27 protein-coding genes are annotated in these 25,067 nt (G+C 66.6%); 13 read left to right on the top strand and 14 right to left on the bottom strand.

Annotated features, from left to right (window positions below; genetic code table 11):
- Positions 1-63 precede the first annotated feature (63 nt).
- From AU072_RS15665 to AU072_RS15635, 7 genes are all read left to right on the top strand, one after another.
- Positions 64-921: an alpha/beta hydrolase gene (locus tag AU072_RS15665; RefSeq protein WP_064414631.1), complete on the top strand. Its 858-nt coding sequence runs from the start codon at positions 64-66 to the stop codon at positions 919-921.
- Positions 921-1,739, top strand: a complete 819-nt coding sequence (locus tag AU072_RS15660) for an NAD(P)-dependent oxidoreductase (RefSeq protein WP_064414630.1) — start codon at positions 921-923, stop codon at positions 1,737-1,739. Before AU072_RS15665 ends, AU072_RS15660 begins: the two co-directional genes overlap by 1 nt.
- Positions 1,736-2,530: an NAD(P)-dependent oxidoreductase gene (locus AU072_RS15655; protein ID WP_064414629.1), complete on the top strand. Its 795-nt coding sequence runs from the start codon at positions 1,736-1,738 to the stop codon at positions 2,528-2,530. The genes AU072_RS15660 and AU072_RS15655 overlap by 4 nt, the downstream gene beginning before the upstream one ends.
- Before the next feature lie 113 nt (positions 2,531-2,643).
- Positions 2,644-3,846 (top strand): cytochrome P450, encoded by a 1,203-nt coding sequence (locus tag AU072_RS15650; RefSeq protein WP_064414628.1) that lies wholly within the window; start codon positions 2,644-2,646, stop codon positions 3,844-3,846.
- A 28-nt stretch (positions 3,847-3,874) separates the two neighbouring features.
- Positions 3,875-4,075 (top strand): ferredoxin, encoded by a 201-nt coding sequence (locus tag AU072_RS15645; RefSeq protein ID WP_064350278.1) that lies wholly within the window; start codon positions 3,875-3,877, stop codon positions 4,073-4,075.
- Positions 4,072-5,277: a cytochrome P450 gene (locus tag AU072_RS15640; protein WP_064414627.1), complete on the top strand. Its 1,206-nt coding sequence runs from the start codon at positions 4,072-4,074 to the stop codon at positions 5,275-5,277. The genes AU072_RS15645 and AU072_RS15640 overlap by 4 nt, the downstream gene beginning before the upstream one ends.
- A complete protein-coding gene (locus tag AU072_RS15635) occupies positions 5,277-6,056 on the top strand; it encodes an alpha/beta fold hydrolase (RefSeq protein ID WP_064414626.1) in 780 nt (259 codons plus the stop codon). Before AU072_RS15640 ends, AU072_RS15635 begins: the two co-directional genes overlap by 1 nt.
- Positions 6,057-6,130: 74 nt before the next feature.
- Here the strand turns inward: AU072_RS15635 and AU072_RS15630 are convergent, their stop codons facing one another.
- The 8 genes from AU072_RS15630 to AU072_RS15595 form a co-directional block, all read right to left on the bottom strand.
- Positions 6,131-6,418, bottom strand: a complete 288-nt coding sequence (locus tag AU072_RS15630; RefSeq protein ID WP_064350275.1) for a DUF1330 domain-containing protein — start codon at positions 6,416-6,418, stop codon at positions 6,131-6,133.
- A gap of 44 nt (positions 6,419-6,462) precedes the next feature.
- Positions 6,463-6,654 (bottom strand): ferredoxin, encoded by a 192-nt coding sequence (locus AU072_RS15625; RefSeq protein ID WP_064350274.1) that lies wholly within the window; start codon positions 6,652-6,654, stop codon positions 6,463-6,465.
- A complete protein-coding gene (locus AU072_RS15620) occupies positions 6,651-7,952 on the bottom strand; it encodes a cytochrome P450 (protein WP_064414625.1) in 1,302 nt (433 codons plus the stop codon). Before AU072_RS15620 ends, AU072_RS15625 begins: the two co-directional genes overlap by 4 nt.
- Before the next feature lie 151 nt (positions 7,953-8,103).
- Positions 8,104-8,949, bottom strand: coding sequence for a TauD/TfdA dioxygenase family protein (locus AU072_RS15615; protein WP_064414624.1), 846 nt, complete (start codon positions 8,947-8,949; stop codon positions 8,104-8,106).
- A gap of 16 nt (positions 8,950-8,965) precedes the next feature.
- A complete protein-coding gene (locus tag AU072_RS15610; RefSeq protein ID WP_064350467.1) occupies positions 8,966-9,295 on the bottom strand; it encodes a hypothetical protein in 330 nt (109 codons plus the stop codon).
- Between the two features lie 2 nt (positions 9,296-9,297).
- Positions 9,298-10,569, bottom strand: coding sequence for an aromatic ring-hydroxylating oxygenase subunit alpha (locus AU072_RS15605; RefSeq protein WP_064414623.1), 1,272 nt, complete (start codon positions 10,567-10,569; stop codon positions 9,298-9,300).
- 45 nt (positions 10,570-10,614) lie between these two features.
- Positions 10,615-11,358 carry an SDR family NAD(P)-dependent oxidoreductase gene (locus tag AU072_RS15600; protein ID WP_064414622.1) on the bottom strand — a complete coding sequence of 248 codons (744 nt, stop codon included), beginning with the start codon at positions 11,356-11,358 and terminating at the stop codon, positions 10,615-10,617.
- 16 nt (positions 11,359-11,374) lie between these two features.
- Entirely contained in the window at positions 11,375-12,388 is a 1,014-nt protein-coding gene (locus AU072_RS15595) for a ferredoxin--NADP reductase (protein ID WP_064414656.1), read from the bottom strand.
- A gap of 81 nt (positions 12,389-12,469) precedes the next feature.
- Between AU072_RS15595 and AU072_RS15590 the strand changes: the two genes are divergently transcribed.
- The gene (locus tag AU072_RS15590; protein ID WP_064414621.1) at positions 12,470-13,540 is read left to right on the top strand and encodes an NAD(P)H-dependent amine dehydrogenase family protein; all 1,071 of its coding nucleotides are present in this window, start codon (positions 12,470-12,472) and stop codon (positions 13,538-13,540) included.
- A gap of 5 nt (positions 13,541-13,545) precedes the next feature.
- Here the strand turns inward: AU072_RS15590 and AU072_RS15585 are convergent, their stop codons facing one another.
- The 4 genes from AU072_RS15585 to AU072_RS15570 are packed head-to-tail and all read right to left on the bottom strand — an operon-like array spanning position 13,546 to position 16,882.
- Positions 13,546-13,998 carry a MarR family winged helix-turn-helix transcriptional regulator gene (locus tag AU072_RS15585; RefSeq protein WP_064350268.1) on the bottom strand — a complete coding sequence of 151 codons (453 nt, stop codon included), beginning with the start codon at positions 13,996-13,998 and terminating at the stop codon, positions 13,546-13,548.
- Between the two features lie 22 nt (positions 13,999-14,020).
- Entirely contained in the window at positions 14,021-15,286 is a 1,266-nt protein-coding gene (locus AU072_RS15580; protein ID WP_064414620.1) for a metal-dependent hydrolase family protein, read from the bottom strand.
- A complete protein-coding gene (locus AU072_RS15575; protein ID WP_064350266.1) occupies positions 15,283-15,615 on the bottom strand; it encodes a hypothetical protein in 333 nt (110 codons plus the stop codon). Before AU072_RS15575 ends, AU072_RS15580 begins: the two co-directional genes overlap by 4 nt.
- Position 15,616: 1 nt before the next feature.
- Positions 15,617-16,882, bottom strand: a complete 1,266-nt coding sequence (locus AU072_RS15570) for an aromatic ring-hydroxylating oxygenase subunit alpha (protein WP_064414619.1) — start codon at positions 16,880-16,882, stop codon at positions 15,617-15,619.
- 182 nt (positions 16,883-17,064) lie between these two features.
- Here AU072_RS15570 and AU072_RS15565 point away from each other — a divergent pair, with 182 nt between their 5' ends.
- Positions 17,065-18,510, top strand: a complete 1,446-nt coding sequence (locus AU072_RS15565; RefSeq protein WP_064414618.1) for an aldehyde dehydrogenase — start codon at positions 17,065-17,067, stop codon at positions 18,508-18,510.
- A 29-nt stretch (positions 18,511-18,539) separates the two neighbouring features.
- Here AU072_RS15565 and AU072_RS15560 read toward each other — a convergent pair whose 3' ends face one another.
- Complete coding sequence (locus AU072_RS15560; RefSeq protein ID WP_064414617.1) at positions 18,540-19,142, bottom strand: TetR/AcrR family transcriptional regulator; 603 nt, start codon at positions 19,140-19,142, stop codon at positions 18,540-18,542.
- Between the two features lie 103 nt (positions 19,143-19,245).
- On the opposite strand from AU072_RS15560, the gene AU072_RS15555 reads away from it, so the two are divergent.
- From AU072_RS15555 to AU072_RS15545, 3 genes are read left to right on the top strand one after another with little or no spacing between them, the layout of a single operon-like run.
- Positions 19,246-20,406 carry a spirocyclase AveC family protein gene (locus tag AU072_RS15555; RefSeq protein WP_064414655.1) on the top strand — a complete coding sequence of 387 codons (1,161 nt, stop codon included), beginning with the start codon at positions 19,246-19,248 and terminating at the stop codon, positions 20,404-20,406.
- Positions 20,390-21,229: a CbbQ/NirQ/NorQ/GpvN family protein gene (locus AU072_RS15550; RefSeq protein ID WP_064414616.1), complete on the top strand. Its 840-nt coding sequence runs from the start codon at positions 20,390-20,392 to the stop codon at positions 21,227-21,229. Before AU072_RS15555 ends, AU072_RS15550 begins: the two co-directional genes overlap by 17 nt.
- Complete coding sequence (locus AU072_RS15545; RefSeq protein WP_064414615.1) at positions 21,226-22,917, top strand: nitric oxide reductase activation protein NorD; 1,692 nt, start codon at positions 21,226-21,228, stop codon at positions 22,915-22,917. The genes AU072_RS15550 and AU072_RS15545 overlap by 4 nt, the downstream gene beginning before the upstream one ends.
- Here AU072_RS15545 and AU072_RS15540 read toward each other — a convergent pair.
- Positions 22,914-24,092 carry an acyl-CoA dehydrogenase family protein gene (locus AU072_RS15540; RefSeq protein ID WP_064414614.1) on the bottom strand — a complete coding sequence of 393 codons (1,179 nt, stop codon included), beginning with the start codon at positions 24,090-24,092 and terminating at the stop codon, positions 22,914-22,916. The genes AU072_RS15545 and AU072_RS15540 overlap by 4 nt on opposite strands.
- A 56-nt stretch (positions 24,093-24,148) precedes the next feature.
- On the opposite strand from AU072_RS15540, the gene AU072_RS15535 reads away from it, so the two are divergent.
- A complete protein-coding gene (locus AU072_RS15535; RefSeq protein WP_064414613.1) occupies positions 24,149-25,063 on the top strand; it encodes an NAD-dependent epimerase/dehydratase family protein in 915 nt (304 codons plus the stop codon).
- Positions 25,064-25,067 lie beyond the last annotated feature (4 nt).

The raw sequence follows: 25,067 nt of genomic DNA, 5'->3' as shown, positions 1-25,067 counted from the left end.
GGCCCCAATGTCGCCGCCGGGGCGGCTCCCCGCCCCCGCGTCGTCCTCGTCGACGGCGTACCCATGTCCGGCCTGGTCGCCGAGGCCGACAATCCGGCGGCCGTCGTCGTTGCCTTCCACGGGGGCGCAAGCACCGCAGCGTATTTCGACTGCCCCGGTCATCCCGAGCTGTCGCTGTTACGCGCCGGCCCGGCCCGCGGTATCACGGTCGTGGCGCTGGACCGTCCCGGCTACGGCAGTTCGGCACCTTATCCCGACGCTATGCACCAACCCGAGCAGCGGGTGGCACTCGCCTATGGCGCCGTCGACAAGGTCCTGGGCCAGAACCCGCGCGGCGCAGGGCTGTTCCTGCTCGGCCACTCGGCGGGCTGTGAACTGGCCGTGCGCATGGCCGCCGACGCCCGTGCCGCACAGGCGCGGGTGCTCGGACTCGGCCTGGCCGGCACCGGGTTACGGTACGCGGACGCCGCGGCCGAGATCTTGAAGACGACGACGCTCACCCGGCGACCGGTCGGACTGCGCGAACTTTTGTGGGAACCCGCGGATGCATATCCACCCGAGGTGCTCTCCGGCATCACGAACTCGTCAACGGGCGCGCCGTACGAGTCGGACGTGACGAAAAACTGGCCGCGGCAGGACTTTCCGGCACTGGCCGCCCGGGTCGAGGTGCCGGTGCAGTTCACCGTCGCCGAACACGAACGGGTGTGGCGTACCGACCCCGAGTCGCTGGCCGACATCGCCGCGGCGTTCGCCGCCGCGCCCCGCTTCGTACTCAACGAACAGGCCGGCGCCGGTCACAACCTGTCGCTGTCGTTCGCAGCCGCGGACTACCACGACAGGGTCTTGTCATTCGTCGAGCAATGCGTCGCGGCTCGACGCGGCGCCGAAGAGAAGGCTGAGCAGAAAGTGGAGGCGGATTGATGCGCGTCGGATTCATCGGACTGGGCAGCCAGGGCGGCCCCATGGCCCGCAGGATCGTCGAGGGCGGATTCGAGACCACGCTGTGGGCACGGCGGGCGGCCAGCCTCGAACCGTACGCGGGCACGGCTGCGAAAATCGCGAGTACGCCTGCGGAGTTGGCCGCGGCCAGTGATCTGGTGTGCCTGTGCGTGGTCGGCGACGATGACGTGCGAGAAGTCCTCAACGGTGAGACCGGTGTGCTCGCCGGCCTTGCTTCCGGAGCGGTCATCGCCATTCACAGCACCGTGCATCCCGACACCTGTAAGGAGATCGCCGAAGTCGCGGCCAAACAAGGGGTTTCGGTCATCGACGCACCGGTGAGCGGCGGTGGGCCCGCCGTTGAGGAGGGCAAGCTGCTGGTGATGGTCGGCGGCGAGGAGGACGTCGTCGAACGCTGCCGCCCCGTGTTCGCGACCTACGCCGACCCAATCGTGCATCTCGGCCCCCTGGGCAGCGGACAGGTCACGAAAATCCTGAACAACCTGCTGTTCACCGCCAATCTCGGCAGCGCGCTGAGCACACTCGATCTCGGTGAGTCCCTGGGCATTCCGCGTGTGCGCCTGGCCGAGGTGCTCAACGGCGGTTCGGCCACCAGCAAGGCATTGGGCAGCATTGCGATATTCGGCGGCACGGTCGAAGGGCTGGCCCCGATCGCGGGTGCATTGCTGCAGAAGGATGTTCGGCATGCGGCCAGCATCGCGGCCACCGCGTCGGTACCGGAGGGGTCCGTATTCACGGTGGCCGATACGGCGTTGCGCAACATGGACCATCCGCGGTGACGCGTGTCGGCTTCGTCGGTGCGGGCCGGATGGGCACGCCGATGGTGCGCCGTCTCGTCGATGCCGGTCACGAGGTGCGCGCGCTCGGCAGGACCGACGAGAAATGCGACGAGCTACGCGATATCGGCGCGCAGCCGGTAACCCGTGCGGCGGATGTCGCCGACGGGGCCGACGTCGTGGTCGTCTGCGTGTTCACCGACGAGCAGGTCCAGCAGGTGTGCATGGACGACGGCCTGGCGGCGCGCATGCGGCCGGGCAGTGTGCTGATCATCCACACGACAGGAAGCCCGGCCACTGCCCGAAAGCTGGCGGCCGAGTTCGCCGACATCGACGTCGTCGACGCTCCGGTCAGCGGCGGCCCGCACAACATCGCGGCCGGCGAGGTGACGCTGTTCCTCGGCGGCACCCACGCCGCGGTCGACAAGGCCCGACCGGTGTTGGCCGGCTACGGCGACCCGATCCTGCACGTCGGTGAACTCGGGGCGGGCCAGGCCGTCAAGCTCGTCAACAACAGCCTGTTCGCCTCCCAGATCGGCCTGCTGCGCGCCGCTGTCGACCTCGGCGCCCGGCTCGGCGTCGGCGAGGCAGAACTGCTCACGTCGCTCACCCACGGCAGCGGTGCCAGCCGGGTCGGCGAGTTCGTCGCCGCGCGGGGCTCGGTTCAGGGCTTCGTCGCCGACGTCGGAGAGTTCATCGGTAAAGACGTCGCGGTGGTTCGCCAGATTGCGGGCGAACTGGGCAGCGACCTGGGCCTGCTCGACGGGGTCATCGATGCCGGGATCCGGCCATAAACAGCGGCGATTCCCCTTACCAGGACGCATCCGGTGAGGCATACTAGATGCGTTACATTATTGCGCCCTCGCGTAACGGAAGCGGTCGACAGCCCGCCGCGAAAGAGGAGACCATGACCAAGCCCAAACTCGTGTTCGACCCGGTGTCGCAGGAGTTCTTCGACAACCCGTACGAGATCTACCGACGGATGCGGGACGAAGCGCCGATTTACTACGACGAGGACGGCGACTTCTATGCGCTGACGCGGCACGCCGACGTGGCCGCGGCGCTCAAGGACCACGAGGCGTTCTCCTCGTCGCGCGGCTGCGACCTGGCGATGGTGCGCTCCGAGGAGGGTCCGCACAAGTCGATCATCTTCATGGACCCGCCCGAGCACCGGCACATGCGCAGCCTGCTCAACAAGGCGTTCACACCGCGGGCCATCCAGTCGCAGCGCGAGACCATCATCGAGCTCGTCGAGCAGTACCTATCGAAGGTCGATCCCGACAACTTCGATGTCGTGCAGGACTTCTCGGGGCCGTTCCCGGTCGAGGTGATCACCCGGATGGCCGGGGTGCCCGAGGAGTTCCGCCAGCAGGTCCGGCGCTGGATCGACATCAGCCTCCAGCGCAAGCCGGGCCAGCTCGAGTTGTCCGAAGAGAACATGCAGGCCAACATCGACTCGGGCATGTACTACTACGGTCTCGTTCAGGAACGGCGGGGCAATCCGCAGGACGACATGATCGGTCGCCTCATCCGCGCCGAGATTCCCGGTGAGAACGGCGAGATGCGCCAACTCGATGACCTGGAGATCACCGGATTCCTCGCGCTGCTCGGCGGGGCAGGCGCCGAGACCGTCACCAAGCTCGTGGGCAGCGCGGTGGTGGAGTTCGCGCGCCACCCCGAACAGTGGCAGCTGCTGCTCGACGACCGCAGCCTCGTCCCCGCCGCCGTCGAAGAGTTGTTGCGCTACGTCGGCCCGGTGCAGTACAACGTGCGCTACACGCTGAAAGAGGCCGAGGTGCCCAGCGGCACCATCCCGGCGCACAAGCCTGTGTTCCTGATGAAGGCGGCGGCCAACCGCGATCCCCGCGCCTACGACAACGCCGAGACGTTCGACATCACCCGCGACCGCACCCAGGCGCCGCACCTCGGTCTCGGGTACGGCATCCACAGTTGCCTGGGCGCCGCGTTGGCGCGGCTGGAAAGCACTATCGCGCTGGAGCATCTACTCGATTTCATGCCGCGTTACGAGGTGAACTTCGACGGTCTCGAACGTGTGCACATGCAGAATGTGGCCGGCTACCACCACGTCCCGGTGAAGGTGTTGAAGTGACCCAGCGAGAAGCGGAGCGGGATCGCGCATGACTCAGAAGATCATTGTCGACTTTGGGCTCTGTGAGAGCAACGGGGTGTGCATGGGCATCATCCCCGAGGTGTTCGATCTGGATGAGCAGGACTACCTGCACGTCCTTCAGGAAGAAGTGACGCCGGAGAACGAGCAGCAGGTCCGAGAAGCCGTGCGGCAGTGCCCGCGCCAGGCGATCTCGATCGAAGACGCATGACGACGTCGAAAGTCGTCTTCGACCCGTTCTCGCAGGAGTACTTCGACGGACCGTGGGAGATCTACGCGCGGCTACGCGAGGAAGCACCGGTCTACTACAACGAGGAACTCGACTTCTACGCGTTGTCGCGGCACGAGGACGTATCCGCGGCCTACAAGGATTTCGCGACCTACTCCTCGGCGTACGGGCTGGATCTGGCGACCATCCGCTCCGACGAACCAATGCCGGCGAAGATGATCATCCTCATGGATCCGCCCGAACATCGCCATATGCGCAGCCTGGTGAACAAGGTGTTCACCCCGCGCGCGATCGAGGCGATGCGGCCGATGGTGACCGAGACCATCGACAGGTACATCGCCAAGGCCGACCCCGCCCACTTCGACGTCGTCAGCGACTTCTCCGCGTTCTTCCCGGTCGAAGTCATCACCCAGATGCTCGGTGTGCCAGAGGAACACCGGCAGCAGGTCCGAGAATGGGTGGACAAATCGCTGCATCGTGAGCCCGGCCAGGTCGACATGTCCGAAGAGGGTATGCAGGCCATCGGCGAAGCCATGGGTCTGTACTTCCAGCTGATCGGAGAGCGGCGCGCCAACCCGCAGGACGACATGTTCAGCCGCCTGGTCGCCGCCGAGATCACCCGCGAGGACGGTGAGAAGGAGTCGCTCGACGACTTCGAGATCGCAGGATTCGCAACGCTTCTCGGTGGTGCCGGCGCGGAGACAGTCACCAAGTTGGTCGGCAACGCCGCCGTGACGTTCGCCCGCCACCCCGACCAGTGGCAGAAGCTCCTCGACGACCGCGACAAGATCCCGGCCGCGGTCGAGGAACTGCTGCGCTACGAGCCGCCGGTGCACTACAACGTGCGACGCTCGATGCGTGACGTCGAGCTGCACGGCGTGACGATCCCCGAGGGCAAACCGGTGTTCCTCCTACAGGCCTCGGCGCACCGCGATCCCGAGGCCTTCACCGACGCCGACACCTTCGACATCGACCGCAACCGCACCGAGGCGCAGAACCTGGGATTCGGCTACGGCATCCACAGTTGCCTGGGCGCGGCGTTGGCGCGGATGGAGACGGCGATCGCGCTGGAGCGGCTGCTCGATCTGATCCCCCGTTACGAAGTGCTGTGGGACGACTGCCGGCGCGTGGCGATGCAGAATGTCGCGGGTTGGTCGCATGTTCCGGTGCGCGCCCTGAGTTGATGCGGTTCGTCTTCGTGCACGGCGGCTTTCACGCCGCCTGGTGCTGGGAGCGGGTGATCGACGAGCTGACGGCGATGGGCCATGACGCGGTCGCGGTGGATCTGCCGGGACACGGCGCACGGGTCGATGAGGATTCGACGCTGGCCAACCGCCGCGACGCGATCGTGGCGGCGCTGCGGGCAGCCGGTTCGGTCAAGAGCGTGCTGGTCGGCCATTCCGGCGGCGGCTTCGACGCGACGCTGGCGGCCGACGCCGCACCGCATCTGGTCAGTCACATCACCTACCTCGCGGCGGCGCTGCCCCGTGAGGGTCGCACCTATCCCGAAGCGATGGCGATGCGCGACGATGGCGACGAACTAGGCGAAGACTTCGACGCCGACGTCGGAGAGATGTTGGGCTACTTGAAGTTCGACGATGACGGCGCGATGTGGTTCGCAGACTTCGACGGCGCGTGGCGTTACTTCTACCATGATTGCGACGAGGCCACCGCGCGCTGGGCCTTCGAGCGCCTGGGCCCCGAGCGCTTCGGCGATACGACGGTGACGCCGGTGTCCGTGCCGCGGTTCTGGGAGGCGGATCTCCCCCGCAGTTTCATTCGTTGTCTCCAGGATCAGTCGATGCCGCGCTGGCTGGCCGACACGGTCACGCGTCGCCTCGGCGTCGAACAGTTGACCATCGACACGTCGCACTCGCCGTTTCTGTCGCGGCCGCGCGAACTCGCCGAACTGCTGGTGCACGCCACGACGACAAAGCCCACCGGCCCGCTGGTGTCCGCCTGAAAGCTTCGCCGAGACCGACGTTTTGGCGGCTTTTTCCGCTGTTTTCCCGCCAAAACGTCGGTCTGGGCGCGCGACTATCCCAGCCCGTGCAGGATGACGCCGTTGCAGTCAGCAGCGCTCTGACGCAGCTTCGCCGCGGCCTGGTACTCATCGGAGTAGTACCACGCCTTGGCCGCTTCCTCGGACTCGAACTCGAGCAGCACGGTCTGCGTACCGTGCCAGGTGCCCTCGATCACCTCGGCCTTCTGGTCGAACGCCAGCAGGTTCGCGCTCGCCATCGTCTGGCTGGCTACCTTGCCGTACTCCGCCATACCGTCCGGATCCTTCACGTCCTCGGTGATGAGGATGTACGCCTTCGCCATTCGAGCTCCTTCGTGTTGATCGCCGGCACCCGCCGGCGTGCTTGTCAGTCGATCTCGCGGATCGCGCGTTCGGGGCAATTGGCGATCGCGTCGCGCGCCGCGGACTCCAGCTCGGCAGGAACCTCCTCCGGGTTCGCCACCGCCCAACCGTCGTCGTTGAGCTCGAACACCTCGGGGCACAGCGTCAGGCACATGCCGTGGCCCGCGCAGCGATCCTCGTCGACGGTGACCTTCATCCGGCATCACCCGAGACCACGTCGAACTCCAGATGCAATTCGGTCAGCCCGCGCAGGATGTAGGTCGGGATGTAGTTGTAGCGACGCTCTCCCGCGGGGCCGTGATGCGCTTCGCTGATCCGAATGTCGGTGGTGCGGTCCAGCAGTCGCTCCAGCCCGACCCGGGTCTCGGCCCGGGCCAGCGGCGCGCCTGGGCAGCTGTGGATGCCGCGGCCGAACGCCAGGTGCTGACGGGCGTTCTTGCGCTCGGGATCGAAGTTGTCCGGATCCTCGAAGCGGCGCGGATCGCGGTTGGCGGCACCGTTGATCACCATCACGGTGCATCCGGCGCCGAGGGCCTGCTCGCCCACCGTCGTCGGCACCCGCGACAACCGGAAGTCGCCCTTGACGGGACTCTCGATGCGCAGGCACTCCTCGATGAAGTTCGGCAGCAGGCTGCGGTCGTCGCGCAGCTTGCGCTGAATATCGGGTCGGTCGCCGAGCACCTTCAGCGCGGTCGAGAGCAGCCGCACCGTCGTCTCCTGGCCGGCGGAGAACACGTTGGTGGCGACGCGGACCACGTCGGCGACTTCGGGCACCGTGCCGTCCGGGAACGTCGCGGTCGCCAACCCCGTCAGGACATCGTCACGCGGTTCGCGGCGACGGTCCTCGACGTACTCGGCGAACACCTCGTAGAGGTACTCCAGGGGCGTCTTCGTCAGAGTCTTCTCGGCGTTGCCCAGCCCGCCGCCGTGCGTGCCGCGGGCCAGCCGCTCGAGCAGTTCAGGCCGGTCCTCGTCGGGCACCCCGAGCAGATCGGCGATCACCCGCAGGGTGAACGGCCCGGCGAAACCGCTGATGAACTCGCCCTGCCCCGGCGCGAGGAACTCATCGAGGATGTCGTCGGCGAGCTGCCACATCGCGTCCTCGTTCTCCTTGAGGCGCTTGGGCGTGATCAGCCGCATCAGCAAGGCCCGGTGGTTGGTGTGCGTCGGCGGGTCGAGGGTCGGCAGCTGGTCGCTGAACGGGATCTCGTCGCGGTGTTCGACGATCAGGTCGGTGACGTCGTCCCCTTTGAGCGGAACGGGAAAGCCCGGGAACGGGCCGGTCACCGAGATGCACGACGAGAACGTCTCGGCGTCGTTGTAGACGTCGACGGCCTCCTGCCAGCCGGTCACCATCGTCACGCCGTAGTGGTCCTCACGGGCGACCGGACACTTGTTGCGCAGAGCCTCGTAGAACGGGTACGGGTCGTCGGTCAGACGCCCGTCCCGGAAGAAGTCGACCTTGGTCATGTCCTCGGTGAGGTCCTCGGTCATGCGCCCTCCGTTTCGACGATCTCAAGCAACGAGAACGTGATTCTCATATCTGGGTATCAGATTTCCATAGTGGCACGGCGTCGTCAACGAGACCCCGGGGCGACTCGGTGCTCTAGCAGTCGAGCAGCGATCGGTAGAGCACCGAAATCGCTCACTGGATGGGCTCGTCACCCAGCACCGTCGTGCGCAGCATTTCGCGTGGCGAGTCCGGGTCGTACGGTGCGGCGCGGTGCAGAACCCCGTTGTTGTCCCAGATCACCGTGTCGCCGACGGACCAGCGGTGGCTGTAGACCAGGTGCGGCTGCGTGGCACGGTCGAGGAGCTCGGCGAGAAGCGCCCGGCCCTCGTCGAGGTCCATACCGACGATGTAGTCCGCCGACGCGCCCAACACCAGCGACTTGCGCCCGCTGCGGTGAGTCCACACCAGCGGGTGCTCGTGGGTCGGGCGGGACCGCCACCTGGCCACCAGCTCGGGCGACGGGTTGGGAGTGACCCGGCGCTGCGAGGCCTCCAGCGAATGCACCACCCGCATCGCCCCGAAGCGCTGCTTCTCCTCGTCGGTGAACGCTTCGTAGGCCGCGTACGAGTTCGCGAACTCGGTCTCGCCGCCGGTCTCGGCCACCTGCTTGGCCGAGAGCACGGTCGCCTTCTGCGGGCACTCGTCGTTGGTGGGTGTGCATCCGTCGATGTGCCAGTCGAAGGTGGCCCGCAGGTAGTCCGCCGAGGCGTTCTTCGACTTGTCGAGTGTCACCGGATAGATGCCGGCAACCGGATGGTGGCCGTCCGACGAGTGGTCGATCTCGCCCAGCCGCGCACAGAACGCGACCTGCGCCTCCGGAGTCAGCCCGAGTCCGGGAAACACCAGTACGCCGTTGCCCTCCAACGCATCCAGAATGGCGGCGCCCAGCGCGTCGTCGTGGGCCAGAGCCTCGGAGTCGACGTCTGTCACCTCCGCGCCGACCGATGCGGTGAGCTTGTTGATGGTCAGCAGGCTCATGGTGTCGTCTCCTTGGTCATGGCACCGGCGCGCTGACGCGGTTCATCACCGCGTCGGCGGAGTCGGCGGGTTTTTGTGTACCGAACACCTCGACGGCCATTGACACCATGATCATCGAGTAGATGAGGTGCAGCAGGTTCAGCGCGTCCTCGGGCAGATCGTCGAGCGGGAACTTGTCGCAGTAGTCGATAGCTTCTTCGAATCGTGGCGTGAACGCGTCATAGAACTTCCGGATCTCCGGCATGGGGGTGGCCATCCGGGTCGCCCACCTCTCGGCTTCGGTTGGCAGGCACCACTTCTCGGCGAACGGCTCGAACTCCGCGAACGCACTGGGCAGACGCGTCATGGTCACACCCCCACCGGCGAGCGCTCGGCTTTGTACTCCTCGACCCACTTGACGGCCTCGTGGTGCAGGTGACGCACCAGGATCTCCTGGTCGCTGAGCGGGTATTCGTCGACTATCGGCTCGCCAAGGCCGTACTCCAGCGCCGCCTGCGTGCCGCCGAGCATTCCGGCGTCCTGCAGCGCGAACTCCTTGAGCACCACCGAGGCGACCTCGTGCTCGATGCGTTCGCGCACGGTCCGGGCGGGATGAAATGCGTTGTAGGCCTCGAACTTATGGGTGTTGTGCGACGTCGGCCAGTATCGGTACAGCAGATACCAGCCGTGGTAGATCAGGATCTCCAGGTTCGGGAAGATCTGGAAGTTGGTGATGCCCCAGGGTTCGATGCCGCCGGGGTTCAGCCCGGCCGACTGATGGGTCTCCGGGGTGCGCCACGGCCCGACGAGACCGCTGCGCGTGACCCGTTCGACCGGATACATGTACTCCGGCGCCAACAGCCAGCGACGGGTGCCCGCCGTCGACACCAGCCGGTGTGGCCCGTCGATTTGGAAGTGGCCGCACTCGAAAGTCGCGTTGGGTTGGCGCACCGCGCTGGGCACCTGCTGCGAGTGCAGCGAGGGCACGTGGTAGTACTCCTGAAACGCGTCGGCGAAGATCTTCCAGTTGCTGTTGTTGCGCGCCTCGAATTCGTAACGCTCGGTCATCAATTCGAACGGGTAGTCGTCGAGCGCGGTGATCATCGGGCCGAGGAACTCGCGCAGGGTCCACCGCGGTTCGGGATCGAAGTTGATGAAGATGAACCCGTTCCACACGTCGCACTGCACCGGCTTCAAGCCGCGCCGCTCGTGGTCCAGGCCGAAGAACTCGCTCTCCTGCTGGACGAAGGTCAGATCGCCCTTGAGGTCGTAACGCCACCCGTGGTACTTGCAGGTGAACTGTCGACAGGTGCCCTTGACCTCTTCGTGGGGGAAGTCGTTCCACACCAACTTGTTTCCCCGGTGACGGCAGATGTTGTAGAAGGCGCGGATCTGCTGATCCCTGCCCCGCACCACGATCACCGACGTCTTGGCGGCGTCGATCTCCTTGGTCAGGTAGCTTCCGACACGCGGCAGTTCCTCGACACGCGCGACGTTGAGCCAGGCGCGTTTGAACACCGCCTCGCGTTCGAGCTCGTAGAACTCCGGTGAGATCGAGTCACGGAACGAGATGGGCCCGGTTCCCAGCTCCGGATAATGCTCGGTCCAGCTGCCCTCGGCCGGCTTGGGCCACTTAGCCATCGAAACCTCCGTGTCGTGGTTGGTGTGCGGAAAGCGAGGCGGTCATCACAGCACCGACCCACCGTTGACGCCGAGGATCTGACCGGTGATGAAACCGGCCTCCTCAGAGCACAGGAAGCCCACGGCCGCGGCGATGTCGTCGCCGGTGCCGAGGTGCCCCAGGGGGACGGTCGCGGCCATCTGCTCGTTCGAGGGCAGGTGCCCGGACTGCTGACCGGCGTGCTGCATCGGCGTCTCGATGGCCGACGGCGGGATGTTGTTGACCGTGATGCCGGCCGGACCATACTCGCGCGCAAGTGATTTGGTCAGCGACAGCAACGCACCCTTGGAGGCGGCATAGTGCGCCATCCGTGGCGAGCCGCGCTGCGCGCTCGACGACGAGATCATCACGATGCGACCCCAGCCCGCGTCGAGCATGTCGGGTACGGCCACCTGACAGCAGTGGAAGGTTCCGGTGAGGTTGACGTCGATCAGCCGCTGCCACGCCTGCGGCGTGATGTCGGTGAACGCCGCCCAGTCCACGGCACCGGCGCTGGTGACCAGGATGTGCACCGGCCCCAGCTCGCTACGCACCTTCGCGAACGCCTCCTCGACCGCCGAGCGATCGCTGACATCGGCGGCCACCCCCAGGGCCGTCACGCCGTCGGCCCTCAGCATTTCGGCGACCCGTTGGGCCGCTTCACCGTTGACGTCGAGCACCGCCACCTTGTGCCCACGACGACCGAGCTCGTGGCACGTCGCCTCCCCCATGCCCGAAGCACCGCCGGTCACCACCGCGACACGGGTCATCACTTGACCTCGTCTTCTACTCATAGCTCACGTGGACAGTCCGGCTCGTCGGCAGCGACTGACACGTCAGTACCCAACCTTCGGCCACTTCGTCGTCGTCGAGAGCATCGTTGTTCAGCATGCGGGCGCTTCCGGACACGATGCGCGCCATACACGTTCCGCACGAACCGGTCTCGCATGACGAGGGGGCACGTAACCCCGCCATGCGCGCGGTCTGCAGCAGCGTGTTACCCGACCGGTAGGGCGCGGTGGTGGTCTTGCGATCCAGTTCGATGACCACCTCCTCGGTTCGCTCGGAGGTGGCGGCGACCTCGGCGGGAACCGGTGCCACCGTGAACCGTTCGAGGTGAAGCCGCTCGCGGGGCACACCCATGCCCAGCAGCGTGTTCTCCACCGTGTCCATGAACGGCCCTGGCCCGCAGATGTAGTAGTCGACCTCACCGCACGCCGATGCGAATGCCTCGACCGCCGCGGGTTGCACGACGCCGGCTTCGTCGTCGAAGTGATTGGTCACCGACAGGCGTTCGGCGTTGTCGGCGGCAAGCCTCGCGAGGGGCTCGCCGAAGATCACCGAATCGTGGCTTCTGTTGGCGTAGAACAGTCGAACCCGCCGGCGGGTGCTCACCAACGCGGCTCCGATCAGCGAGAAGATCGGGGTGATACCGCTACCGCCCGCGAACGCGACGATGTCACGGTCGGTGTCACCGAGCAGGAAGCGGCCGTCGGGGGGCGCGGCGTGGATCTCGCCGCCCACCTGCGCGGTGTCGTTGAGCCAGTTCGAGACCAGGCCACCCGGGTCGCGCTTGACGGTGATCTGCAGGTCGTTCCCGTTGTGCGGGTACGACGACATCGAGTAACACCGCCGATGATCGTCTCCGCCGACCCTGATCTGCAGCGTCAGGTACTGACCCGCCTTGTAGACGAAGCGATCCGAGCAGTCCGCCGGAACATCGAGAACCAGCGATACGGCGTCGCTGGTCTCGGGCACCACGCGTTTGATGCGCAGCGGGGCGAACTCGTCGTCGGACATCGCCACCCACAGTATCAAGTACTTGCGATTGATCTCAACCACTTGAAGCCCCCGGGTACGCCGGTGACGTAGCGTGACCGGATGCAACCGCATCGCGTCATCGCATGGGGCACCGGCGCCGTCGGCGTCGAGATGATCACCGCGGTACTCGACAACCGCTCGGCGTTCGATCTCGTCGGGGCGCGCGTGTATTCGGCGGACAAGGACGGTGTCGACATCGGGACGCTGGCCGGCCTCGACCCCATCGGCGTCGCCGCCACCACCGACGTGAATCGCATCCTCGCCGTCGACGCCGACTGCGTGCTGTACACGCCACGCAACACCGACGTCGACGAGGTGTGCGCGATCCTGGCCAGCGGTAAGAACGTGGCCACGACCGCATTCCTGTTCCACCCGCGGCGCACCCGGCCCGCCGACCGCGAACGGTTGCAGGACGCGTGCCAGACCGGCAACAGCACCGTGCACGGCAGCGGCCTGAATCCGGGCAACCTCTCCGGCGTGCTGCCGCTGGCGTTGTCGGGGATGAGCCGCACCATCGACAAGGTCACCCTGCAGGAGCGCGCCGACTGGTCGGTCTACGACAGCACCGCCATCACGTTCGACAACATGTGCTTCGGAGAACCCGTCGAGACCATCAGCCCCACGGGCAGCGACTTCCTGGCGTTCAACAGCGCGATCTTCAGCGAGCAGGTTTGGCTCATCGCCGACGCGCTCAACGCCGGCATCGACGAGGTGACCGCCGCTGTCGACGCCGTCCCGGCCATGTCGGACCATCAGATCTTCGACCGGATGCTGGCGGCGGGAACGACGGCGGGGCAACGGTGGACCTGGTCGGGCCGACGCGATGGTCAGACCTTGGTCGAGATCGAGACGCTGTGGACCGTCGGCAACGAATACCCCGGGCATTGGCCGAAGCCACAGCACGGCTGGACGCTGACCATCGAGGGTGATCCCTCGATGCGCGCTCACTTCTTCTCCCTCGCCAGCTTCAGTCGCGACGCGAGCATGGTCGAGCATGTGCGGTCGGCGAACGTGGCGACGGCGATGCAGGTACTCAATGCGGTGCCCGCGATCGTCGCCGCGCCCGCAGGATTCGCGACGATGGCCGATCTCCCTTTGATCCGCAGCCACATCGGTTTCGGCAACGGATGAGTTGATCAGTCGCCGATGTGGTCGTCGGCCATCGTGTGCCCGGTGCCCTTCACGACCACCCGGGCCAGCAGGTCACGCAGCGTCTGCTGCTCTTCTGGCGTGAGGACGCCGAAAACGGCTTCGTGCGCGGCGATAGCATCGCTGACGACCGCGCCGGCGACCTTACGTCCTTCAGAAGTGAGGTAAGCCTTGAGGATTCGCGCGTGCTGAGGATCGGGTTTGCGTTCGACCAGTCCCCGCTGCTCCAGAGACTTGACCGCCAGCTGCACCCCCTGCGGGGTGATCAGCAAGCGGCGCGCGAGTTCGGCGCCGGACAGCCCCGGCTCATTGGAGAGTTGGCGCAGCACACCGATCTGGGCGGTGCTGACGCCGTGCTGGCTGACCGCGTCGTTGACCGCCGTGAGCGCGAAGTACCACGCCTGCTTCAGATGCCACAGGATGTTGTCGCCCAGTTCCATGCCCAGTTCTGGGTTTGTTTGCCTAGCCACCGTCCAAGTTCCCTTCGTGCTTGTGGACGTGACCGTCCTTCATCACGAAACACACGTCGAGGGTGGCGGTGATGTCTTGGGCCAGATCCCCGGGCACCGCGATGATGTCGGCGAGGTATCCCGGCGCCAGGCGCCCCAATTCGTCGTCGGCCTTGATCAGCTCGGCACTGGTCACCGTGGCGGCGCGGATCGCCTGCATCGGCGTCATCCCCCTTTCGACGAGCGCACACAGTTCCTTGGCGTTCTGTCCGTGCGGGATCGCCGGCGCGTCGGTGCCGCAGGCGATCCGCACACCGGCCGCGATGGCCTTGGGCAGCATCGCCTGTGCGCGGGGAAACACCTCCTCGGCCTTCTTACGCAACTCGGGAGCGATGCGGTCGATCGCCATCGCCTGGGTCAGGTAGGTGGTCGAGACCAGAAAGGTGTCGGTGTCGGCCATCAGTTGGATGGTGTCGTCGCTGGCGAGGAAGCCGTGCTCGATGCAATCGATGCCTGCTTTGATGCATGCACGGATCGCGCTGTCGCCCACCGCATGGGCGGCGACGCGGACACCCGCTCGGTGGGCCTCGTCGGCGATCGCGGCGAACTCCTCGTCGCTGTACTGCTGGGCACCGGGGGCGGTGCTGTGCGACATCACCCCGCCCGAGGCCGACACCTTGATCAGTTTGGCGCCGTGGCGGACCTGGTAGCGCACGCAGGCGCGCACGTCGTCGACGCCGTTGGCGATGCCCTCGGCCACCGACAGCGGCATGATGCCCGGAGCCAGCCGCTGGAACACCGTCGGGTCGAGGTGGCCGCCGTACGGGGTGACCGCGTGCCCGGCGGGGTAGATCCGCGGGCCGACGTGCCACCCCTGATCGATCGCCCGCTGCAGCGCGACGTCGAGTAGGTAGCCGCCCGTCTTGACCATCAGACCGAGGTTGCGCACGGTGGTGAACCCGGCCTCCAGCGTGGTGCGGGCATTGACCGCCCCGCGCAGCGTGCGATAGACCGGATCGTCCTGCACACCGTGCATCGGGCTGGGCAAGCCCTCCGGCCCACCGGGCCCGCCGATGAGGAGGTTGAGCTCCATGTCCATCAGGCCCGGCAACAGCGTGACATCGCCGAGGTCGATTTCCGTGGCCGAATCATCTTGTGGTTCGGGTGGATTGACGGCCGTGATGCGGTTGCCTTCGACGACCACCACGGCCGGCGAGCGCACCTCTCCGGCCTCGACGTCGGCCCAGCGCGCGGCGCGCAGGACGGTGCGCGTCGTCACGGAACCGGTTCGGAAACGCAGTCGAGCGTCGTGGCCCCCGAATCGGGCACCTTCGGCTGCTTCCAGCACTCGACCGGGAAGGACACCTGGATCATCGAGTACAGCAGATGCATCAGGTTGAGCACGTCCTCGGGCAACTCGTCCAGCGAGAACTTGTCGCAGTAGGCGATGGCCTCCTCCGCGCGCGCGGTGATCGCGTCGTAGAAGGCCTGCATCTCGGTCATCGTCGAGGACAGCCGCTTGGCATAGCGTTCGGCCTCCGACCCCAGACACCAGTCCGAAAACTGTTCGAGGTCGGCGAATTCCGGCGGCAACTTGGCGGTCGTCATCTCACACACCCGCCGTCTTGCGTTCGTAGTCCTCCACCCACGCCGCGGTCTCCTTGTGCAGGTGGCGGATCAGCACCTCCTGGTCACAGAGCAGGAAGTCATCGAGCACCCGCGACTCGATCATCGACTGGGTGGCCTCCAGCGTGTTGGCGTCCTGCAACCCGTATTCCTTGAAGGACACCGCGGCCAGTTCCTGCGCGATGCGTTCCCGGGGAGTGCGCGGTTGCGGGAAGTACACGGTGCCCTCGAACAGGTGCGTGTTGTACGACGTGGGCCAGTAGTGATAGGTCAGGTACCAGCCCTGCCCCCAGAACAAGATCACGAAGTTCGGGAACAACTGGAACGAATCAAGGCCCCACGGATCGCATTTCGCGGGGTTCAGGCCGGGGGGCATCTCCCCCAGATCCGGTTTGTCCCAGGGGCCGAACAATCCGCTCTGACAGATGTCCTCGATCGGCTTGCGCATCTCGTCGGCCATCTCCCAGGCGCGCACACCCGACGTGCTGACCAGCCGGTGCGGCCCCTCGATGCGATAGTGCGGGGCCTCGAAGCCTGCCTCGGCGGCGGCCTTCGAGTAGGCGGTGGGCGACTGGTTCGCGTGCAGTACCGGTGCGTGGTAGAACTCCTGGAAGGCGTCCATGTAGAGCTTCCAGTTCGCCTTCACCTCGGACCGGTAGTAGAACCGCGACGTCATCTTGTCGAAGGGGTAGCCCTCCAGGGCGGTGATCATCGGACCGAGGAACTCGCGCAGCGACTGCTCGGGCTCCTTGGCGAAGTTGACGAAGATGAACCCTTCCCAGACCTCACAGTGCACCGGCACCAGCCCGTAGCGGCTCTTGTCGAGGTTGAAGAACTCCCCCTCCTGCTGCACGAAGGTGAGGTTGCCGTCGAGGTCGTAGCGCCAGGCGTGGTACTTGCAGGTGAACTGCCTGCACACCCCGCTGGTCTCCTCGAGCGGCATGTCGTTCCACACCAGCTTGTTGCCGCGGTGTCGGCAGATGTTGTGATACGCCTTGACCTCACCCGAGGTCGTCCGCACCACGATGATCGACGTGCTGGCGACCTTCAACTCTTTGGTGAAGTAGCTCCCCTTGCGCGGAACCTGTTCGGTCCGACCGACATTGAGCCAGGCGCGCTTGAAGATCGCGCGGCGCTCCTTCTCGTAGAACTCCGGGCTGATGGAGTCCTCGTAGGAGACCGGATCGGTGCCCAGTTCGGGATAGTGCTCCGTCCAACTTCCTTCCGGCGGTTTGGGAAAGCGAGCCATTGCCTACTCCTGTCCGCCCGGCCTGGACCGTGCCGGGAGCTGCAGCGCCGACGGTATATGCTCCATGTCACAATCGCAAGTAGTTGATATAGACCGGCGCGGGCGAACGCCGTCACCGAGTTCCGCACGGCGGTCGCGGCCGCTCGTCATGCCGCAAGCAGCGCGAAAGGGTGTGCACACAAATGCGATCGGACGAGTTGTTCATCGGCGGCCGATGGTCCAAGGCGAGCGCCGGAGACCACATCGAGGTCGTCTCCCCGCACACCGAGGAACCCGTCGCGCGCGTCGCCGCCGCCGGACCCGCGGACATCGACGCGGCCGTCGCCGCTGCGCGCTCCGCGTTCGACTCCGGCCCGTGGCCGCGCCTTGCCCCCACCGAACGCATCGCGTCCGTGCGCGGGCTGGCCGAGCGGTACGGCGAACGGCGCGGCGAGATGGCCGAGACGATCACCGCCGAAATCGGGGCGCCGATCAGCTTCGCGCAGCGCGCGCAAGTCGGGCTGCCCGCGATGATGATGTCGGCGTTCTGCGATCTGGCCGAGGGGTATCCGTGGGAGGAATCCCGCCCGGGAATGTACGGGACCGATATCCGCATCCGCCGCGAGCCGGTCGGCGTCGTCGCCGCGATCGTGCCGTGGAACATGCCGCAGTTCCTCATCGTCACCAAGCTGATCCCGGCGCTGCTCGCCGGCTGCACGGTCGTGGTCAAACCGGCACCCGAATCGCCGCTGGACGCACTGCTGCTCGCCGACATGATCGCCGAGGCCGGGCTGCCCGAAGGTGTGGTCAGCGTGCTGCCCGGCGACCGGTCCGCGGGTGAGTACCTCGTGAAACATCGCGGGGTGGACAAGGTCTCGTTCACCGGGTCGACCGCGGCGGGCAAGGCGGTGGCCGCCGCGTGCGCCGTCGACCTGCGGCGCGTCAGCCTCGAACTCGGCGGCAAGTCGGCGGCCATCGTGCTCGCCGATGCCGACCCCGCTGCCGTCGCCGCCGGCGTTCGCTCGGCGAGCCTGTCCAACAGCGGTCAGATCTGCAACGCGCTCACCAGGATTCTGGTGCCTGCGCAACGCTCGGGGGATTTCACCGAGGCCCTGGCCGCCGAGATGACGTCGCTTGTGGTCGGGGATCCGACGGATCCGGCCACACAGGTCGGACCACTCGTCGCACAACGTCAGCAGCAGCGCGTGCGGGGCTACATCGAGAAGGGCCAGTCCGAAGGTGCCCGCCTCGTCGTCGGAGGCGCCGACATGCCCGACGGGCTCGACCGGGGCTGGTATGTGAAGCCGACGTTGTTCGCCGACGCCGACAACGACATGACCATCGCGCGCGAGGAGATCTTCGGCCCCGTTCTGACCGTCATCGCGTATGCCGACGAGGACGAAGCGGTGGCCATCGCCAACGACTCCGACTACGGCCTGGCCGGATCGGTGTGGACCGCTGACACCGAGCGCGGGGTAGCTGTCGCCGCGCGCATCCGCACCGGCACATTCGGCGTCAACCAGGGCTACACGATGGATCCGTTCGCACCGTTCGGCGGCGTCAAGGACAGCGGCTACGGCCGCGAACTCGGGCGCGAGGGAATCGACGGGTACACCGACACGAAATCCATCTCGATTGCCACAGCGTAGTTTTCGCCCGCTACTCGCGTGGGCTCACGTCAGGGGAACTTGATCGCCGAGACGTACATGTCGATGATCGGCCGGTACAGGTCGACGTCGTCGAGCTCACTGCCGAGCACGATGGCGTCGCTGGTGGCGATCAGCACCTGGGCGAACGTCAACGGCGGGATCACCAGTGTTGCACCGAGCCGGTCGAGGCCGTCGACGATGAACTTCGCCAAGGCCTCGACCACCTCGGTCCGCTTGCCGACCACGCGCTCTCGCGCATCCGGATTGCGCAGCAAGTACAGCGTGAACTCGTGACCGAGGGCGGCGTGTTCGGCGCCGCGGTCCCGGCTGAGCTGACGCCACCGCTTTGCGATGTCGTCGCGCTCGCGGGCCCCCACCTGTTTCGACGACGACATTACCTCGGCGAAGTTGTCGAAATAGCGGCGCCAGTAGCGGTCGCTGACGGCCAAAAACAGCTCCTCCTTGGTGGCGAAGTGTTTGTATATGGCGCCCTTCGTGTAACCGGCTTCATAGGCGATGTCGTCGACAGTGGCTGCCGTGAAGCCCTTTTCGGCGAACACGTCCTCGGCCGCGTCCAGCAGCAGGGACCGAGTGTGTTCGAGTCGCCGCTCCCGGGTCCACCGCTCCGCCATGCCGGAATTCTGCCATAAGAATCTGAGATCCCATTGAGTTCTCCAGATACCGACGGGTATATTTCTCGGGATCGCGATGACGAGGCGCGGTCGAGGAGGCGTGGTGAGCGAACTGTCGAACAAGCCATCCACTGAGTCGCTGAGCTCCGTGGGTCGACTCGAAGAGGCGTCGCCGCAGGCTTCGCGCCGAGTCAAGATCTGGGCGACGGCGGGCGGCCTGATCCTGGCACTTCAGGTCTACGTCTGGATCCGGTGGATCACCGGCCCGTACTTCACGCCGGTCGATCCCGGTCCGACGGAACCGCCGACCTTCATGAAGGTCGCGTTGATGATGTGGCAGATCGGCTCGCCGGTGCTCTTCCCGGTCGCCATCTGGTGGTTCATCATCCGGCCGTGGCGACGCGAACGCCGCATCACGTTGGACGGCATGATCATGGTGTCCACCGGCCTGTTCTTCTTTCAGGACCCGCTGCTGAACTACATCAACACTTGGTGCACCTATAACGCGTGGGCGTTCAACATGGGTTCGTGGGCCCCGCACGTTCCGGGCTGGCTCTCGCCCGAGAGGCCCGGCGCCCAGGTGGCAGAACCGTTGGGCATCAACGTTTCCGGATACGCGTACGGCGTGCTGCTGTGCACGATCCTGGGCTGCTGGGTCATGCGAAAGGCCCAGCAGCGCTGGCCGAACCTCGGCACCAAGGGTCTGATCGGCGTCGCTTTCGCGTGGGGTTTCGTGTTCGATTTCGTGATGGAGGGCCTGGTCCTGATGCCGCTGGGGATGTACACCTTCCCCGGTGCCATCCAGGCGCTGTCGATCAACGCGGGCACCTACTACCAGTGGCCGATCTACGAGGGCCTGATGTGGGGCGGCGTACAGGCCGCGCTGTGCTGCCTGCGGTTCTTCACCGACGACCGCGGCCGCACCGTCGTCGAGAAGGGACTCGACAACGTCCGGGGCGGATTCGCCAAACAGCAATTCGTGCGTTTCCTCGCGATCTTCGCCGCCATCAGCGCATCGTTCTTCGTCTTCTACATCATTCCCGCGCAGTTCATGGCGACCCATGCCGACCCGTGGCCCGAGGATGTGCAGAAGCGCTCCTACTTCACGTCGGGCCTGTGCGGCGACGGCACCGACCGGCCGTGCCCCGACCCGTCGCTGCCCATTCCGACCAGGCACTCGGGTTACATCAACACCGACGGTGAACTCGTGCTGCCCGAGGGCGCGGAGATGCCCGCGGTGGTGCCGCATGAGCGGAGCGAATGAGGTGTCGGCCAACAACCGCACGCCGACGCTCGAAAATCCCTCGCGAGCACCGTTTTACCGGTCGGTCGGCGATGAGGCCGAGGTGTTCCGCGCCGCGGCGCGGCGGGGTTCGCCGGTGCTGCTCAAGGGTCCCACCGGATGCGGTAAGACCCGATTCGTCGAGGCGATGGCGCACGAACTGGGCCGCGAGTTGATCACCGTCGCCGGTCACGAGGACATGACCTCGGCCGACCTGGTGGGTCGGTTCCTGCTCAAGGGCGGCGAGACGGTCTGGGTGGACGGCCCATTGACCAGAGCCGTTCGGACGGGAGCGATCTGCTACCTCGACGAAATCGTCGAAGCACGCCAGGACACCACCGTCGTGATCCACCCGCTGGCCGACCACCGCCGTGAGCTCCCGGTCGACCGGCTGGGCACCACCCTGCCCGCGGCACCGGGGTTCCAACTGGTGATCTCCTACAACCCCGGCTACCAGAGCGTGCTGAAGAACATCAAGGAGTCGACGCGCCAACGCTTCGTCGCGATCGAACTCGATTTCCCCCCGCCCGAGGTGGAGACCGAAATCGTCGCGCACGAGGCGGGAATCGACGCCGACACGGCACGCACCCTGGTGGCGATCGGCAACGCGATCCGCAGCATCGACGGCTCACCGCTGCGCGAGGTGTCCTCGACGCGGATGCTCATCCTCGCCGGCGGCCTCGCCGCCGAGGGGCTCGCTCTGCGGCGCGCCGTGCAGGCCGCGATCGTGGAGGCGCTGTCCGACGACAAAGACGTGGTGCGCGCGCTCGGCGAACTCGTCGACGCACTGCTACCCAGCCCGTGAACGCCTCGGGCGCAGCCGAACTCGACCGGTTCCGGTTTCTGGCGACGTTCATCGCCGGTCGGCCGGTCGACCTCGCGGCCGCGCCGCAGGGCCAACCCGCCCACACCAACGGCACGGTCATCTTCGTCACCGACAATGGTCCGGCAGAGCAGAATCGGCGCGAAGTGATGTTGCACAGCGCGCTCATCGGGGCGGGCAGCCTGCGGGAGCCACTGATCCGTCCGTTGCGTGCACGTCCGACTCTCGCGCGTCGCTACCTGGCAATCGAGGGTCGCCGGGTGCTCGCCGAACTGGCCCGCCGGATGCCGCTGGCGGCGGCGCTCCAGCCCGAGAACCCGCACGGCTCCGCATCGGCCGCCGAGTCCCTCGAAATCGCCCGCAGCCGAACACGAGTCAGCGATCCGCCCACCTGGTTCGGCATCCTCAAACCCTCGGCGCTGCTGAGCACGACCGAGTCGGGCGCCCGGGCCTCCGATGACGACCTGCGGTTCACACTCGATCCGGCCGTCGGACCGATGACCGACGACGACGATGACGAGGGGCCGTCGGAGGAAAGCAAGATCCTCAAAATGTTCGACAACCCGCTGTTCAACTCGAAGACGGTGGGGGACTTCCTGCGCAAGCTGCTCGGCACATCGGGGTCGTCCGGGAACAGCGCCGGCGGGGATCCACAGGCCGAAGCCGTACGGCGGGTCCGCGCGGCCGGGTCGCACGCCAGGCCGCTGCCCACCAAAATCCACTTCACCGACGACGAACGCCCGGGCGCCGCGGTCGGGGTGGGCGGAGCGCTGCATCCCGAGTGGGACGTCTTCGGGCGCCGGTACCGGACGGACTGGTGCCGGGTGATCGACTATCCGCTGACCACGCCCGCCGACGTCGCCGCTGCCGCCGTCACCCCCGACGACGTCCTTCGTCGCCGTCTCTCCCGGATCGGGTTGGGCCCCAGGGTGTTACGACGCCGGCCCGATGGCGACGAACTCGACATCGAAGCCCTTGTCGACCTGTCCGTCGACCTACGTTCCGGCTTCTCCCCACCCGAGCACATTTTCTCCGAACACCGCAAGGTCGCCAGGAACCTCGGGGTGCTGATCCTGCTCGACGCGTCCGGTTCGGTGACCGACGCCGACCCGGACGGCCTTGCCGTGCACGAGCACCAGCGGCGGGCGGCCGCCACGCTGGCGGCGACGCTCGAGGAGCTCGGCGATCGGGTCGCGGTGTACGCGTTCCGGTCCCGCGGCCGTCACGCGGTTCACCTTCCGGCTGTCAAGAAATTCGATCAGCGCTTCGGGGCCGTGTGCCGTGCTCGCCTCAATCAACTGCAACCGTCGAACTACACCCGACTCGGCGCGGCGATCCGCGGCGCGGCCGAGATCCTCGAGCAGGAGGCGGGCGCCCCCAACAAGCTGTTGCTCGTCCTGTCCGACGGCCACCCGTATGACGACGGTTACGAAGGCCGCTATGCGGAGGCCGATGCGCACAAGGCACTCGAGGAATTGCGCGCCGACGGCATTGCCTGCCTGTGCCTTTCGATCGGTTCCTCCGCTGATGCCGATGCGCTTGACCGCGTCTTCGGTTCCGTCGGCCATGCCGGTGCCGCCTCGTTGGCCGAGTTGAGCCCACGGATGGACGAATTGTTCATGGCGTCTTTGAGGGAACTCGCCGCGCCCGCACCCCGCCGACACGCCTAGCGCGGCGGAAGGCCGAGCACCCGCTGCGCGATGATGTTGCGCTGAATCTCCGACGCGCCGCCCGAGATGGTCCCGGCATACGAGCTGATGTAGCGAGTGAACCAGTCGGCGGTGAAAAGGTCTGGGCTGTAGGGGTTGTACGGCGCGGTGAGCCCCGGGCTGCGCAGGCCATCTGCGCTGGTGGCATCGAGTGCATACCCGAGCGCCCTCTGTTCGGCTTCCGACCCGAACAGCTTCAACACCGAGACGCCGGGGATGTCGCGTTCACCTCGCGCCGCCTGACCGAGTGCGACGGAACCGAGCAGACGCAGCGCCTGATAGTCCATGGCGACCGTCGCATAGCGGTCCTGGTCCACCGCTCCCACCGGGCGAAAATCCTGCAGTAGCTGGTCCAGCCGGTTGGCGAACGCCATCCACATCATGGTCCGCTCGTGGCCCAGCGATCCGTTGGCCACGCGCCAACCTTCGTGCAGCGGACCGACGAGATTCTCTACGGGCACCCGAACGCCGGAGAAGAACACCTCGTTGAAATCCAGGTCGTCACGGCTGTACACCGAGGCGAACGGCCTGCGCTCGACCCCGGAAAGGTCGGTGGGGATCAACAATGCGCTGATTCCCTTGTGTTTGGGCGCATCCGGGTCGGTGCGCACGAACGCCAGGATGACGTCGGCGTCGTGGGCGCCCGACGTCCACACCTTCTGCCCGTCGACGACGAAATCCTCACCGTCGCGCACCGCTCGCGTGGCCAGTCCCGCCAGGTCCGAACCGGCCCCGGGTTCGCTCATACCCAGCGATGCCGTCATCTCGGCACGCAGAATCGGCACCGCCCACCGCTGCTTCTGCTCGTCGGTGCCGAAAGTCAGCAGCGACGCGGCGATGATTCCGACGCCCTGCGGATTGAAGGCGTGGTAGATCCGGCGGCGCGCCAGCTCCTCGCGGTGGACGAACTGTTCGAGCACGCCGGCGTTGCGGCCGCCGAATTCCGGCGGGTTTCCGGGTAACAGCCATCCGTGGTCGAACAGCAGCCGCTGCCAACGGCGTGCCCACTGCGGCACATGGGCCGTCGACCGGGAACGCTCCCCCGCGGCTTCGGCCTCCGACGGCAGGTGCTCGTCGAGGAAGGCGACGAACTCCGCACGGAACGCCTCCACCTCGGCATCGAAGGTGAGCTGCACCCACCCAACATATCAAGTACTTAACATTTAGGGTGTCGTGCGCTAAGACTTAAGGGATGCTCGACGGCGAGAAGATCCTGATCACCGGCGCCACCGGCAAGATCGCGTTTCCCCTGGCGCGGGAGTTGGCACGCAACAACGAGGTGTGGGGCGCGGCCCGGCTGCGCGAGCCGGCTGGCCGCGACCGGCTGAGCGCCGCCGGCGTCGTCCCGGTCGCCCTCGACATCAGCGACGGCGACTTCTCGGCGCTCCCCGACGATTTCACCTATGTGTTCCACGCCGCGGTCGACCCCGGCGCCGGAGAGTGGGCCCGCTGCGTGGAGACGAACGCGCAACGTTCGGGCGACCTGCTGCACCGGTACCGGGGCGCCAAGGGCTTCGTGTTCTGTTCGACCGGTTCGATCTACGCCTACCAGGGTCGGCGGCCACTGACCGAATCCGATCCACCCGGGGTGCCGCTGCGGGCGAACTACAGCTTCTCCAAGGTCGCCGCCGAGGCTGTCTGCACGTGGGTCGCCAGACAGTACGAGATTCCGTTGACGATCATCAGGATCTGTTCCACCTACGGGCCTGAAGGCGGCGCGCCCGCCGACCGTCTCGACGCGATGCTGGCCGGTAAACCGATTCGGCTGCACCCGGACCGGCCCAACAACTACAACCCCATCTACGAGGACGACTACGTCGCGTTGGGGATCAGGGCGATGGAGGCAGCCGACACGCCGCCGGTCGTGGTGAACTGGGCGGGCAGTGAGACGGTCAGCGTCGAGGAATACTGCGCCTACATGGGCGAACTGGTCGGCGTCGAACCGACTTTCGAGTACACACCCGACGCCCATACCCCGTTGTGGCCCGACGTCACCCACATGCACGACGTGCTGGGGCGCACGACGATCGGCTGGCGCGCCGGTCTCCGCAGGATGATCGCGGCCCGCCACCCCGAAATCCCGCTGCCACAGCCGGATTCGGTGTAGAGGA

The sequence above is a fragment of the Mycolicibacterium novocastrense genome (genome assembly GCF_001499835.1).
Taxonomy (GTDB): domain Bacteria; phylum Actinomycetota; class Actinomycetes; order Mycobacteriales; family Mycobacteriaceae; genus Mycobacterium; species Mycobacterium novocastrense.
This window is presented reverse-complemented; position numbering and strand designations above follow the sequence as displayed.

Excerpts from the sequence above, each read along its gene's own strand:
- AU072_RS15560 (WP_064414617.1), bottom strand. The coding sequence starts at position 19,142 with ATGGCGGAGCGGTGGACCCGGGAGCGGCGACTCGAACACACTCGGTCC.
- AU072_RS15600 (WP_064414622.1), bottom strand. The coding sequence starts at position 11,358 with ATGACCCGTGTCGCGGTGGTGACCGGCGGTGCTTCGGGCATGGGGGAG.
- AU072_RS15665 (WP_064414631.1), top strand. The coding sequence starts at position 64 with ATGTCCGGCCTGGTCGCCGAGGCCGACAATCCGGCGGCCGTCGTCGTT.
- AU072_RS15585 (WP_064350268.1), bottom strand. The coding sequence starts at position 13,998 with ATGGAACTGGGCGACAACATCCTGTGGCATCTGAAGCAGGCGTGGTAC.
- AU072_RS15550 (WP_064414616.1), top strand. The coding sequence starts at position 20,390 with ATGAGCGGAGCGAATGAGGTGTCGGCCAACAACCGCACGCCGACGCTC.
- AU072_RS15610 (WP_064350467.1), bottom strand. The coding sequence starts at position 9,295 with ATGACGCGTCTGCCCAGTGCGTTCGCGGAGTTCGAGCCGTTCGCCGAG.
- AU072_RS15570 (WP_064414619.1), bottom strand. The coding sequence starts at position 16,882 with ATGGCTCGCTTTCCCAAACCGCCGGAAGGAAGTTGGACGGAGCACTAT.
- AU072_RS15640 (WP_064414627.1), top strand. The coding sequence starts at position 4,072 with ATGACGACGTCGAAAGTCGTCTTCGACCCGTTCTCGCAGGAGTACTTC.
- AU072_RS15590 (WP_064414621.1), top strand. The coding sequence starts at position 12,470 with ATGCAACCGCATCGCGTCATCGCATGGGGCACCGGCGCCGTCGGCGTC.
- AU072_RS15620 (WP_064414625.1), bottom strand. The coding sequence starts at position 7,952 with ATGACCGAGGACCTCACCGAGGACATGACCAAGGTCGACTTCTTCCGG.
- AU072_RS15605 (WP_064414623.1), bottom strand. The coding sequence starts at position 10,569 with ATGGCTAAGTGGCCCAAGCCGGCCGAGGGCAGCTGGACCGAGCATTAT.
- AU072_RS15645 (WP_064350278.1), top strand. The coding sequence starts at position 3,875 with ATGACTCAGAAGATCATTGTCGACTTTGGGCTCTGTGAGAGCAACGGG.
- AU072_RS15660 (WP_064414630.1), top strand. The coding sequence starts at position 921 with ATGCGCGTCGGATTCATCGGACTGGGCAGCCAGGGCGGCCCCATGGCC.
- AU072_RS15625 (WP_064350274.1), bottom strand. The coding sequence starts at position 6,654 with ATGAAGGTCACCGTCGACGAGGATCGCTGCGCGGGCCACGGCATGTGC.
- AU072_RS15630 (WP_064350275.1), bottom strand. The coding sequence starts at position 6,418 with ATGGCGAAGGCGTACATCCTCATCACCGAGGACGTGAAGGATCCGGAC.
- AU072_RS15565 (WP_064414618.1), top strand. The coding sequence starts at position 17,065 with ATGCGATCGGACGAGTTGTTCATCGGCGGCCGATGGTCCAAGGCGAGC.
- AU072_RS15615 (WP_064414624.1), bottom strand. The coding sequence starts at position 8,949 with ATGAGCCTGCTGACCATCAACAAGCTCACCGCATCGGTCGGCGCGGAG.
- AU072_RS15635 (WP_064414626.1), top strand. The coding sequence starts at position 5,277 with ATGCGGTTCGTCTTCGTGCACGGCGGCTTTCACGCCGCCTGGTGCTGG.
- AU072_RS15650 (WP_064414628.1), top strand. The coding sequence starts at position 2,644 with ATGACCAAGCCCAAACTCGTGTTCGACCCGGTGTCGCAGGAGTTCTTC.
- AU072_RS15575 (WP_064350266.1), bottom strand. The coding sequence starts at position 15,615 with ATGACGACCGCCAAGTTGCCGCCGGAATTCGCCGACCTCGAACAGTTT.
- AU072_RS15595 (WP_064414656.1), bottom strand. The coding sequence starts at position 12,388 with ATGTCCGACGACGAGTTCGCCCCGCTGCGCATCAAACGCGTGGTGCCC.
- AU072_RS15535 (WP_064414613.1), top strand. The coding sequence starts at position 24,149 with ATGCTCGACGGCGAGAAGATCCTGATCACCGGCGCCACCGGCAAGATC.